General features: G+C 66.4%; 11 protein-coding genes. 8 read left to right on the forward strand and 3 right to left on the reverse strand.

The window, feature by feature from the left end:
- Positions 1–22: 22 nt before the first annotated feature.
- The 3 genes from dnaQ to KR541_RS06020 are packed head-to-tail and all read right to left on the reverse strand — an operon-like array spanning position 23 to position 2,050.
- Positions 23–757 (reverse strand): DNA polymerase III subunit epsilon, encoded by a 735-nt coding sequence (gene dnaQ / locus KR541_RS06010; protein WP_050015188.1) that lies wholly within the window; start codon positions 755–757, stop codon positions 23–25.
- A 40-nt stretch (positions 758–797) separates the two neighbouring features.
- On the reverse strand, positions 798–1,241 hold the full coding sequence (rnhA, locus tag KR541_RS06015; protein WP_050015189.1) for a ribonuclease HI: 444 nt from the start codon (positions 1,239–1,241) through the stop codon (positions 798–800).
- Positions 1,238–2,050, reverse strand: coding sequence for a class I SAM-dependent methyltransferase (locus tag KR541_RS06020; protein ID WP_050015191.1), 813 nt, complete (start codon positions 2,048–2,050; stop codon positions 1,238–1,240). Before KR541_RS06020 ends, rnhA begins: the two co-directional genes overlap by 4 nt.
- Before the next feature lie 18 nt (positions 2,051–2,068).
- Here KR541_RS06020 and gloB point away from each other — a divergent pair, with 18 nt between their 5' ends.
- The 8 genes from gloB (at position 2,069) to KR541_RS06060 (ending at position 12,577) form a co-directional block, all read left to right on the forward strand.
- Complete coding sequence (gloB, locus tag KR541_RS06025) at positions 2,069–2,890, forward strand: hydroxyacylglutathione hydrolase (RefSeq protein ID WP_216089410.1); 822 nt, start codon at positions 2,069–2,071, stop codon at positions 2,888–2,890.
- A gap of 151 nt (positions 2,891–3,041) precedes the next feature.
- The gene (locus KR541_RS06030; protein ID WP_050015195.1) at positions 3,042–4,619 is read left to right on the forward strand and encodes a transglycosylase SLT domain-containing protein; all 1,578 of its coding nucleotides are present in this window, start codon (positions 3,042–3,044) and stop codon (positions 4,617–4,619) included.
- Between the two features lie 88 nt (positions 4,620–4,707).
- Positions 4,708–5,997 (forward strand): MFS transporter, encoded by a 1,290-nt coding sequence (locus KR541_RS06035; RefSeq protein ID WP_089488317.1) that lies wholly within the window; start codon positions 4,708–4,710, stop codon positions 5,995–5,997.
- A 365-nt stretch (positions 5,998–6,362) separates the two neighbouring features.
- Entirely contained in the window at positions 6,363–7,508 is a 1,146-nt protein-coding gene (gene carA, locus KR541_RS06040) for a glutamine-hydrolyzing carbamoyl-phosphate synthase small subunit (protein ID WP_050015197.1), read from the forward strand.
- Positions 7,509–7,545: 37 nt separating this feature from the next.
- On the forward strand, positions 7,546–8,205 hold the full coding sequence (gene leuE / locus KR541_RS06045) for a leucine efflux protein LeuE (protein ID WP_176016675.1): 660 nt from the start codon (positions 7,546–7,548) through the stop codon (positions 8,203–8,205).
- Positions 8,206–8,254: 49 nt separating this feature from the next.
- The gene (gene carB, locus KR541_RS06050; RefSeq protein WP_050015201.1) at positions 8,255–11,509 is read left to right on the forward strand and encodes a carbamoyl-phosphate synthase large subunit; all 3,255 of its coding nucleotides are present in this window, start codon (positions 8,255–8,257) and stop codon (positions 11,507–11,509) included.
- A 118-nt stretch (positions 11,510–11,627) separates the two neighbouring features.
- On the forward strand, positions 11,628–12,104 hold the full coding sequence (gene greA, locus KR541_RS06055; protein ID WP_006476345.1) for a transcription elongation factor GreA: 477 nt from the start codon (positions 11,628–11,630) through the stop codon (positions 12,102–12,104).
- Between the two features lie 14 nt (positions 12,105–12,118).
- Positions 12,119–12,577, forward strand: a complete 459-nt coding sequence (locus KR541_RS06060) for a DUF4149 domain-containing protein (protein WP_050015203.1) — start codon at positions 12,119–12,121, stop codon at positions 12,575–12,577.
- The last annotated feature ends 60 nt before the right edge of the window (positions 12,578–12,637 follow it).

Consider the following 12,637-nt stretch of genomic DNA (forward strand, 5'->3'; position numbering starts at 1 on the left):
GCCGCGACGCGGGCCGCGGGTATTACGCTGCTTCGGCGGTATCTGTCTCGGCGGACTGGCGCCACACGCAGGTGCCCTTGACCGACTTGTCGAGCTCGTCGAGCTGAGCCTGGTGCGCGGCCAGCTCGTCGTCGCTCGCGACCACCACGGCGAGGTCGAGTGCGGCGAGCGACACGCGCTGGCCGTTCGCCGCGCCGCCGCCGACGCCCGCGTCGTCGAGCATGTCGATCACGAGGCTGTCCTGGCCGCGCGTCATCGCGAGATACACCTCGGCGAGCAGCTCCGAGTCGAGCAGCGCGCCGTGCAGCGTGCGGTGCGCGTTGCTGATGCCGAAACGGTCGCACAGCGCGTCGAGCGAGTTGCGCTTGCCGGGGAACATCTGCTTGGCCTGCACCAGCGTGTCGATCACGCCGCCGCAATGCTCGGTGAACGGCGGCAGGCCGAGCCGTGCGAATTCGGCGTCGAGAAAGCCGAGGTCGAACGGCGCGTTGTGGATGATCAGCTCGGCGTCCTTCACGAAGTCGAGGATCTGATGGGCGACTTCCGCGAATTTCGGCTTGTCGCTCAAGAATTCGGTCGTGAGGCCGTGCACCGCCAGTGCGCCCGGATCGCTGTCGCGTTCGGGGTTCACGTAGAAGTGCAGGTTGTTGCCGGTGAGCCGCCGGTTCAGCAGCTCGACGCAGCCGATTTCGATGAGACGGTCGCCCGTGCGGGCGTTCAGGCCGGTGGTTTCGGTATCGAGAATGATCTGGCGCATGTCGGGAAAAGCAGGAAAAACGGGAGAGGGCGGCCGGTGTTCAGGCGGCCAGCGATTCGACGCCGCGGTTCGCGAGCGCGTCCGCGCGCTCGTTTTCGGGATGACCTGCATGGCCCTTGACCCAGCGCCATTCGATCTCGTGCTGCACGACGAGCGCGTCGAGCCGCTTCCACAGGTCGGCATTCTTCACCGGCGTCTTCGCCGCGGTGACCCAGCCTTTCTTCTTCCACCCGTGGATCCACTCGCTGATGCCCTTCTGCACGTATTGCGAGTCGGTATGCACGATCACCCGGCACGGCCGCTTCAGCGCTTCGAGCGCGGCGATCACGCCCATCAGCTCCATGCGGTTGTTGGTCGTGTTCGGCTCGCCGCCGAACAGTTCCTTTTCCTTGTCGCCGTAGCGCAGCAGCGCGCCCCAGCCGCCGGGGCCGGGGTTGCCCTTGCAGGCGCCGTCGGTATAGATGTCGATGGTGTCGATTGTCATGAACGTTCTTGGTGAGTGGTCGGGGAGGCCGCCGGCGTCAGGCCCGGTGCGAGCACGGGCTTCTTCATCTTGATCGGGCCGACGAGGCGCATGCCGCGCACGCGCTTGACGGCCGTCACCATGTAGACGGCGCCGAAGATCGGCCACCAGCGGTCGCCGGCGGCCTCCATGAAGCCGTAGCGGGCCAGCCACTGGTCGGTGGCGAGCGGCGGCCGGTAGCAGCCGAAGCGGCCGCGTTCGAGGTCGAAACCGAGCAGCTTGATCCAGTCCTTCAGCCGGATGAACGCGATCTGGTCGCGCGTGGCCGGCACGAACGGGCGGTTCGCCATGCGCCCGAACGACTGCCGCATGCCCCACAGGCTCAGCGAATTGAAGCCGGTGATCACGAGCTGGCCTTCCGGCATCAGCACGCGCTCGGCCTCGCGCAGCAGGCGGTGCGGGTCGGACGTGAATTCGAGCGTGTGCGGCATCACGATCAGGTCGACGCTCTGCGACTCGAACGGCAGGTCGAGCAGGTCGCACCAGGTCGTGCTGCGGTCGGCGGGCGCATGGCCCGCCGTGTGCGCTTCGCGCGCCCACGGATACTGATACGGCGCGCTCGCGCCGCTCGCCGGGTCGAGCACGAGGCCGCGATACGGCATGCGGTTCTCCCGCAGCGCGTCGAGCTGCGGCAGGCCGAGCTGCAGCGCGTGGAAGCCGAAGACGTCGGACACGATCCGGTCGAGCTGCGCCTGTTCCCAGCCCAGCACGTAGCGGCCGGGCGGCGAGTCGGTCCAGGCGGGCCAGTCTATAATTTGTGGATCGGACATAACGATGATTGCGCGCCCATGAACGAGCTGGAATACGTGCCGGTTCCGGCATTCGAAGACAACTATATCTGGCTCGTCTCGGACGGCCGCGATGCGATCGCCGTCGATCCGGGTGAAGCCGCGCCCGTACGCCGGGTTCTTGCCGAACGCGGATGGCGGTTGACCGCTATTTTACTCACGCACCACCACGCCGACCACGTCGGCGGTGTCGACGCGCTGCGTAATAGCCAACCGGACGATGCTCTCCTCCCCGTTTACGGTCCCGCCGCCGAAGCGATCGGCGTGGTCACGCGGCCGCTGGCGGGCGGCGATCGCGTGACGCTCGACGCGCCGACCGTCGCGTTCGACGTGCTCGACGTGCCGGGGCATACGCGCGGCCACATTGCGTATTTTCAGACGGCCGGTCAAGGCGCGGCCGGGCAGGGCAACGCGGAGCCGCACGTGTTCTGCGGCGACACGCTGTTCTCGTGCGGCTGCGGCCGCCTGTTCGAAGGCACGCCCGCGCAGATGCTCGCGTCGCTCGACGCGCTCGCGGCGCTGCCGGGCGACACGCGCGTGCATTGCGCACACGAATACACGCTGTCGAACATCCGCTTCGCGCTCGCGTGCGAGCCCGGCAATGCGGCGCTCGCCGCGTGGCGCGACGACGCGCAGGCGCTGCGTGCGTGCGGCGTGCCGACGCTGCCCACGACGATCGCGCACGAGCGCGCGGTCAACCCGTTCATGCGGGCCGACAGCGCGGCGATCCACGCGACGCTCGAGGCCGAGCTGCACGAAACGGTGACGGATCGTCTGGCCGCGTTCACGCTGATGCGCGAATGGAAAAACCGGTTCCGGTAACGTTTTTCGGAGGACTCCAAAGCTCAAGCGGTGTCTGTAAAAATTGCTCCAAATGTAGGATTTCGCTGAGTTTTCGGTGTTTTTATTGACGTGAAGCACGCACTTCCGTAGTATCGCCTGCAATTTCCAGCCGTCGGAAGCAGAGATTTTCATGCGACTTATATTGAGTGCGATGGTGGTGCTGCTACTCGCCGCTTGTGCGAGCCAGCCCCCTGTCGCCAACACCGCCGCCGATCCGCAGGCGACGTCCAACTACCTCCGTAAATCAGCCACCGCCAAAGAAACTGTCGACGTCGACAAGCAATCCGTCGGCGACCTGACCACGGCAGACTCCGATCTCTGGGCGCGCATCCGCCGCGGCTTCCAGATGCCCGACCTGCAGAGCGATCTGGTCGACATGCAGACGACCTGGTATACGCAGCGTCCCGATTACGTGCAGCGCATGACCGAGCGCTCGCAGAAGTACCTGTACCACATCGTCGAGGAACTCGAGGCGCGTCACATGCCGACCGAGCTCGCGCTGCTGCCGTTCATCGAGTCCGCGTACAACCCGCAGGCGCTGTCGGTCGCGAAGGCGGCCGGCATGTGGCAGTTCATGCCCGGCACCGGTCGCACGTACAACCTGAAGCGCAACATGTGGCAGGACGAGCGCCGCGACGTGCTCGCGTCGACGAGCGCCGCGCTCGACTACCTGTCCCGCCTGCACGACATGTTCGGCGACTGGTATCTGGCGCTGGCCGCGTACAACTGGGGCGAAGGCAACGTGCAGCGCGCGATCGCGCGCAATCAGGCGGCCGGCCTGCCGACCGACTACCAGAGCCTGCGGATGCCGAACGAGACGCGCAACTACGTGCCGAAGCTGCAGGCGGTGAAGAACATCATCGCGAGCCCGCAGCAGTACGGCCTCGCGCTGCCCGATATCCCGAACCATCCGTATTTCGTGACGGTGACGACGTCGCGCGACATCGACGTGGCGGTGGCCGCGAAGCTCGCGAACCTGCCGCTCGACGAATTCCGCTCGCTGAACCCGTCGTTCTCGAAGCCCGTGATCCTCGGCGCGACCGAGCCGCAGATCCTGCTGCCGTTCGACAACGCGTCCGCGTTCGAGAAGAGCCTGAAAGCCTACAACGGCCAGCTGTCGTCGTGGACCACCTACACGGTCAGCGAGCGTGCACGCCCGGCCGCGATCGCCGAGAAGATCGGCGTCGACGCCGATACGCTGATGTCGGTCAACAAGATTCCGGCCGGCATGCGCCTGAAGCCGGGCTCGACGATCGTCGTGCCGCGCGGCGATGACGACGACGAGGACATCAGCGCCGACGTCGCCGAAAACGGCGCGCTCGCGATGGAGCCGGACGTTCCCGATACGCGCAAGATGCTGATCCGCGTGCGTCGCAAGCAGTCGATGGCGGCGCTCGCCGGCCGCTACGGCGTGTCGGTCGGCCAGTTGAAGGCGTGGAACCGTACGCACCGCGATCTCGTGATGCCGGGCCAGGCGCTCGTGCTGCACGTGCCGGTCGGCCGTTCGGTGCCGGCGGAACCCGGTCCGGAGCGGATCGCGACGTCAGCCGCCGGTGCGCACATCGAGCGCGCGAGCCTGGCGGTGGGCGGCAAGTCGCATGGTGGCAAGCGCAGCGTCGCCAAGTCGTCGGCGAAGTCGGCGAAGGCTGCCGCTCCTGTGAAAGCCGCGCCGGCCAAGACCGCCGCGCACAAGGGCAAGAAGAAGTAAGCGCGGCCGTCGCGCGCGGCGCAGCGGCCGGTGAGGCCCGGACGATTGCGCTATCATCCGACGAATTCGACGAAACGCCGTCACCGAGGTGACGGCGTTTTCGTTTGTGCGCGGCGCGTCGGCGGCTGCGTCGCGCGTCTTCATCCAACAAGGAGAAGCGATGTCGTCGGTGCAGGTGAGGGTGCTCGCGCTGTTTTCGGTCGGGTATTTCGTGTCGTACGTGTTTCGCGGCGTCAATCTGGGCTTCGCGCCGTTCGTCACGCACGAGCTCGGGCTGTCGGCCGCCGATCTCGGCCTGCTCACCAGCCTGTATTTCCTCGGCTTCGCGGGCGCGCAGATTCCGGCCGGCGTGATGCTCGACCACTTCGGCCCGCGCCGTGTGACGGCCGGCATGCTGCTGTTCGCGGCGGCCGGCGCGGCCGTGTTCGGCGCGGCGCACGGCATCGGCATGATGATGGTCGGCCGGCTGCTGATTGGTGTCGGCGTGTCGGTGTGTCTCGGCGCGGCGTTCAAGGCGCTCGCGCAGCATTTCCCGGTCGGCCGGCTGCCGCTCGTCAATGGCCTCGTGATGGCCGTGGGCGGCCTCGGCGGCGTGATGGTCGGCTCGCCGCTGACCTGGCTGCTCGGCTGGGCGAGCTGGCGCGCGATCTGTTTCGGCCTCGCGGTGCTGACGGTGATCGTCGCGGCGTCGATCGGCTTCGGCGCGCCCGACGCGCAGCAGGCGCGCCACCAGGGCGGGCTCGTCAGCCAGTTCAAGGGCACGTGGCACATCCTGACGAGCCGCGCGTTCTGGAAGATTGCGTCGTTCTCCGTCGTCACGCAGGGCGTGTTCTACGCGATGCAATCGTTGTGGGTCGGGCCGTATCTGCGCGATGTCGGCGGGTTCGACGCGCCGCATGCCGCACGCCTCGTGTCGGTGCTCGGCTTCGCGATGATGGCCGGCTGCGTTGGCTTTGGCGCGGCGGCGCGCGTGCTCGAGCGGCGCGGCGTGTCGGTTTATGCCACCTGCGGCATCGGCATGGCGCTGTTCGTCGCGACGCAGCTCGCGATCGTCGCGCGCGTGCCGTTGTCGCCCGCGATGCTGTGGGCCGCGTACGGAATGTTTGGCGGCGTGGGCATCCTGACCTACGCGGTGATGGCCGGACATTTTCCCGCCCATCTGATCGGCCGCGCGAACACCACGCTCACGCTCGTGATCTTCCTGTTGATCTTTGCGTTCCAGATCGGCGTTGGCGCGGTGCTATCGCACTGGCCGGCGGTCGACGGCCGTTATCCGGCGGCCGCGCACTTCACCGCGTGGGGCGTGCTGCTCGCGCTGCAGCTCGCGAGCGCGGTGTGGTACGTGTGGCCCGCGCGCGGGACTGGTCAAGCGCACTGATCCGGCGGTACGCTGGCGGGTAGGGCGGCCGCGGAAACGGGGCCGTAGCACGGTGCGCTGCGCCGCCGGACGCGGCGCACACACGATCGGACGGCCATATCCATTGAAGATAGGCCCATTTTCAGGCTATAATTTGAAAGTTTGTGCTGATCAACCTCGCACCCTAGCGCCTACCTCATTCATCCCGTTCATCCGCCGCACGCCGCCTGCCGGGCGATGCCGCGAAGCCTCGTGCGCCACGCGCCGGGTTCGCGTCTCGACAACGCAGGCCGCGTCCAGCTAGCGACCGCGCGCGCCCACGCAGCGCGGCGCTTGCGCGGCAGGGTAAACAGGTCGGCAGCAGGGTGTTCCCCAAGGAGCCTCCCGTGTTGCCGTCTTTTTCTCCCGCCTTGCTTGCACTCGCCGACGGCACGGTCTTTCGTGGTTATTCGATCGGGGCCGAAGGCCATACGATCGGCGAAGTCGTGTTCAATACCGCGATCACCGGCTATCAGGAAATCCTGACTGATCCGAGCTACTCGCGCCAGATCGTCACGCTCACCTATCCGCATATCGGCAACGTCGGCGTCAACGCCGAAGACGTCGAAGCCACGAAAGTCCATGCCGCCGGCCTGATCATCCGCGATCTGCCGACGCTCGCATCGAACTTCCGCATGGACCGCACGCTCGGCGATTACCTGCGCGACGAAGGCGTCGTCGCGATCGCCGGCATCGACACCCGCAAGCTGACCCGCATCCTGCGCGACAAGGGCGCGCAGAGCGGCTGCATCCTGACGGGCTCCGACGACGAAGCGAAGGCGATCGAGCTCGCGCGCTCGTTCGAGGGCCTTGCCGGCATGGATCTCGCGAAGGTCGTGTCGACCACCAAGCCGTTCGAGTGGAAGCAGACGGAATGGCGTCTCGAAGGCGGCTACGGCATGCAGGAGTCGCCGAAGTACCGCGTCGTCGCGTACGACTTCGGCGTCAAGTACAACATCCTGCGCATGCTCGCGGAGCGCGGCTGCCACGTGACGGTGCTGCCGGCTCAAGCCAGTGCGGAAGATGCGCTCGCGCTGAATCCGGACGGCGTCTTTCTGTCGAACGGCCCCGGCGATCCGGAGCCGTGCGATTACGCGATCGCGGCCACCAAGGCATTCATCGAGCGCGGCGTGCCGACCTTCGGCATATGCCTCGGCCACCAGATCATGGGCCTCGCGGTCGGCGCGAAGACGCTGAAGATGAAGACGGGCCACCACGGCGCGAACCATCCGGTGAAGGATCTCGGCGACGGCCGTGTCGTGATCACGTCGCAGAACCACGGCTTCGCGGTCGATGCCGATTCGCTGCCGGCCAACGCGCGCGTGACGCACGTGTCGCTGTTCGACGGCACGCTGCAGGGCTTCGAGCTGACCGACAAGCCGGCGTTCTGCTTCCAGGGCCACCCGGAAGCGTCGCCCGGCCCGCACGACATCGGCTACCTGTTCGACCGTTTCACCGCGCTGATGGACGCGGCGAAGCAGCGCACCGCTTAACGTCATCGACGCAACCGAAGAACCGGAGATTCGCATCATGTTCGGCCACGCACTCGGCATCACGGATATCTGGACCTACGTGTTCGGCGTGATCTTCATCATCCTGCTGCCGGGGCCGAACTCGATGTACGTGCTGTCGCTCGCCGCGCAGCGCGGCGTGAAGGCCGGCTATCGCGCGGCCTGCGGCGTGTTCGTCGGCGATACCGTGCTGATGATACTGTCGGCCGCGGGCGTCGCGTCACTGCTGAAGGCGAACCCGCTGCTGTTCTCCGTCGTCAAGTACGGCGGCGCCGCGTACCTGCTGTACATCGGCACCGGGATGCTGCGCAGCGCGTGGAGCAAGCTGCGCGCGCGCGGCGATGCGCCGGTCGAGGCGCCGCAGGCGGTCGACGGCGAACGTCCGTTCCGCAAGGCGTTGATCGTGAGCCTGCTGAATCCGAAGGCCATCCTGTTCTTCATCTCGTTCTTCATCCAGTTCGTCGATCCGGCATTCCCGCATCCCGCGCTGTCGTTCGTCGTGCTCGGGGCGATCGCGCAATGCGCGAGCTTCCTGTACCTGAGCACGCTGATCTTCGCGGGCGCGCGGCTCGCCGAGCACTTCCGCCGCCGCCGCAAGCTCGCGGCAGGCGCGGCGAGCAGCGTGGGCGGCCTGTTCATCGGTTTCTCGGTGAAGCTGGCGCTCGCGACCCTGAGCTGAGCGCCGCCGGCCGACCCACGACAACGATTACTTATTGAATTCACAAGCCATGCCAAAACGCACAGACATCAAGAGCATCCTCATCATCGGCGCCGGCCCGATCATCATCGGCCAGGCGTGCGAGTTCGACTATTCGGGCGCGCAGGCTTGCAAGGCGTTGCGTGAGGAGGGCTACAAGGTCGTTCTCGTCAACAGCAACCCGGCGACGATCATGACCGACCCGAACACGGCCGACGTGACCTACATCGAGCCGATCACGTGGGAAGTCGTCGCACGCATCATCGAGAAGGAGCGCCCGGACGCGATCCTGCCGACGATGGGCGGCCAGACCGCGCTGAACTGCGCGCTCGACCTGCACCACCACGGCGTGCTCGAGAAGTTCGGCGTCGAGCTGATCGGCGCGTCGCCGGAAGCGATCGACAAGGCCGAAGACCGCCAGAAGTTCAAGGATGCGATGACCAAGATCGGTCTCGGCTCCGCGAAGTCGGGCGTCGCGCATTCGATGGAAGAGGCGACCCAGGTGCACGCCGAGATCATGGCGCTCACCGGCGGCAGCGGCTACCCGGTCGTGATCCGTCCGTCGTTCACGCTCGGCGGCTCGGGCGGCGGCATCGCGTACAACCGCGAAGAGTTCGAGGAGATCTGCAAGCGCGGTCTCGACCTGTCGCCCACGCGCGAGTTGCTGATCGAAGAGTCGCTGCTCGGCTGGAAGGAATACGAGATGGAAGTCGTGCGCGACCGCGCCGACAACTGCATCATCGTGTGCTCGATCGAAAACCTCGACCCGATGGGCGTGCACACCGGCGACTCGATCACGGTCGCGCCGGCACAGACGCTCACCGACAAGGAATACCAGATCCTGCGTAACGCGTCGCTCGCGGTGCTGCGCGAGATCGGCGTCGACACGGGCGGCTCGAACGTGCAGTTCTCGATCAACCCGAAGGACGGCCGCATGGTCGTCATCGAGATGAACCCGCGCGTGTCGCGTTCGTCGGCGCTCGCGTCGAAGGCCACCGGCTTCCCGATCGCGAAGGTCGCCGCGAAGCTGGCGGTCGGCTACACGCTCGACGAGCTGAAGAACGAAATCACCGGCGGCCAGACGCCGGCGTCGTTCGAGCCGACGATCGACTACGTCGTCACGAAGATCCCGCGATTCGCGTTCGAGAAGTTCCGCGAAGCCGATTCGCGCCTGACCACGCAGATGAAGTCGGTCGGTGAAGTGATGGCGATCGGCCGCACGTTCCAGGAATCGTTCCAGAAGGCGCTGCGAGGCCTCGAAGTCGGTGTCGACGGCCTCGACGAGAAGTCGACCAACCGCGACGAGATCGCGATCGAGATCCACGAGCCGGGCCCGGACCGCATCTGGTACGTCGGCGATGCGTTCCGCATCGGCATGACGGCCGAGGAAATCTTCGCGGAAACCGCGATCGACCCGTGGTTCCTCGAGCAGATCGAGCAGATCATCCTGAAAGAGAAGGCGCTGTCGGGCCGCACGCTCGCGTCGCTCACGTTCGACGAGCTGCGCTACCTGAAGCAGAGCGGCTTCTCCGACCGCCGCCTCGCGAAACTGCTCGGCGCGACGCCGGAAGACGTGCGCCGCCGCCGCGTGGAACTGAACGTGCGCCCGGTCTACAAGCGCGTCGACACGTGCGCGGCCGAATTCGCGACGAAAACCGCCTACATGTACTCGACCTACGAGGATGAGTGCGAGGCGCAGCCGACCACGAACAAGAAGATCATGGTGCTGGGCGGCGGCCCGAACCGGATCGGCCAGGGTATCGAATTCGACTACTGCTGCGTGCACGCGGCGCTCGCGATGCGCGAGGACGGCTATGAAACGATCATGGTCAACTGCAACCCGGAAACGGTGTCGACCGACTACGATACGTCCGATCGCCTGTACTTCGAGCCGCTGACGCTCGAGGACGTGCTCGAGATCGTCGACAAGGAAAAACCGGTCGGCGTGATCGTCCAGTACGGCGGCCAGACGCCGCTGAAGCTCGCGCTCGACCTCGAGGCGCACGGCGTGCCGATCGTCGGCACGTCGCCGGACATGATCGACGCGGCCGAAGACCGCGAACGGTTCCAGAAGCTGCTGCAGGACCTCGGCCTGCGCCAGCCGCCGAACCGCACCGCCCGCGCCGAAGACGAAGCGCTCGCGCTGGCCGACGAAATCGGCTACCCGCTGGTCGTGCGCCCGTCGTACGTGCTCGGCGGTCGCGCGATGGAAATCGTCCACGAGCCGCGCGACCTCGAGCGCTACATGCGCGAGGCCGTGAAGGTGTCGAACGATTCGCCGGTGCTGCTCGACCGCTTCCTGAACGACGCGATCGAGTGCGACGTCGACTGCATCTGCGACGGCGAAGCGGTGTTCATCGGCGGCGTGATGGAGCACATCGAACAGGCGGGCGTCCACTCGGGCGACTCGGCATGCTCGCTGCCGCCGTACTCGCTGTCGAAGGAAACCGTGGCCGAGCTGAAGCGCCAGACGGGCGCGATGGCGAAGGCGCTGAACGTGGTCGGCCTGATGAACGTGCAGTTCGCGATCCAGCAGGTGCCGCAGGCCGACGGTTCGAAGCAGGACATCATCTACGTGCTCGAAGTGAACCCGCGCGCATCGCGCACGGTGCCGTACGTGTCGAAGGCGACCAGCCTGCCGCTCGCGAAGATCGCGGCGCGCGCGATGGTCGGCCAGAAGCTCGCGCAGCAGGGCGTGACGAAGGAAGTCGAGCCGCCGTACTTCAGCGTGAAGGAAGCGGTGTTCCCGTTCGTCAAGTTCCCGACCGTCGATCCGGTCCTCGGGCCTGAAATGCGTTCGACCGGCGAAGTGATGGGCGTCGGCCAGACGTTCGGCGAAGCGCTGTTCAAGTCGCAGCTCGCGGCCGGTTCGCGCCTGCCGGAGTCGGGCACGGTGCTCTTGACCGTGATGGACGCCGACAAGCCGAAGGCCGTCGAAGTCGCGCGCATGCTGCACGACCTCGGCTACCCGATCGTCGCGACCAAGGGCACGGCTGCCGCGATCGAAGCGGCCGGCGTGCCGGTGAAGGTCGTGAACAAGGTGAAGGACGGCCGTCCGCACATCGTCGACATGATCAAGAACGGCGAGATCGCGCTCGTGTTCACGACGGTCGACGAGACGCGCCAGGCGATCGCCGATTCGCGTTCGATCCGCATGAGCGCGCAGGCGCACAAGGTCACGTACTACACGACGATGTCGGGCGCGCGCGCGGCCGTCGAAGGCTTGCGCTACCTGAAGGATCTGGAAGTCTATGATTTACAAGGTCTTCACGCTCGCCTAAACTAAGCAGTCAGTTACCTGTCGAAGCAACACGTGCCGCGATTAGGCGGTGTTTCCAGTGCATCGGAAGCGCGCTTAATCGCGGTGATTTTTTTTATAGCCGTTTTTAGCGATTGAGCCGTTTATGAGCACCATTCCGTTGACAAAGCGTGGCGCAGAGCAACTGCGCGATGAATTGCAGCGCCTCAAGTCCGTCGAGCGGCCGGCCGTGATCAACGCGATCGCGGAGGCCCGCGCACAGGGCGATCTGTCCGAAAACGCCGAATACGACGCCGCGAAGGAAAAGCAGGGCTTTATCGAGGGCCGCATCGCGGAACTCGAATCCAAGCTGTCCGCCGCGCAAATCATCGATCCCACGGTGCTCGACGCCGATGGCCGCGTGGTGTTCGCCGCGACGGTCGAACTCGAGGATCTCGAATCGGGCGACACCGTCAAGTATCAGATCGTCGGCGACGACGAAGCCGATATCGATCACGGCCTGATCTCGGTCAGCTCGCCGATCGCGCGCGCGCTGATCGGCAAGTCCGAAGGCGACGTCGCGGCCGTGCAGGCGCCGAGCGGCGTGCGCGAGTACGAGATCATCTCGGTCAGCTACATCTGAAGCGGGGCGACGTGATGCCGCATCGCGTGTTCCGTCTGCTGTCGGCCGTGTGGGTCGGCAGCCTGCTGACGATCGGGTATGCGGTCGCGCCTGTCCTGTTCAAGACGCTGGAGCGGATGACGGCCGGTTCGGTCGCCGCCCAGCTGTTCCGCATCGAGGCGATCCTCGGCGTCGTGTGCGGCGTGCTGCTGCTCGCATTGTCGAATCAGCAGGTGCGGCGCGGCAGCACCGAATATCGCCGCGTCCGCTGGATCGTCGCCGCGATGGTCGTGTGCGTGCTGGTCGGGTATTTTGCGCTGCAGCCGTTCATGAACGCGCTGCGGGTGGCCGCGATGGATGCGGGCACCGATATCGCGAATTCGCCGTATGCGAGCCGCTTCGGGATGCTGCACGGCGTGTCGAGCGTGTTCTATCTCGTCGAAAGCGTGCTGGGGCTGATGCTGGTCTGGCGTCTGCCGGCGCGCGACGCCTGAGCGCCGCGCCGCCGCGCGTTGCGCGACGACGGGCAGGGCGGCACGGGAATCCGTGCCGCA

The organism is Burkholderia sola, from assembly GCF_905400185.1.
GTDB lineage: Bacteria > Pseudomonadota > Gammaproteobacteria > Burkholderiales > Burkholderiaceae > Burkholderia > Burkholderia sola.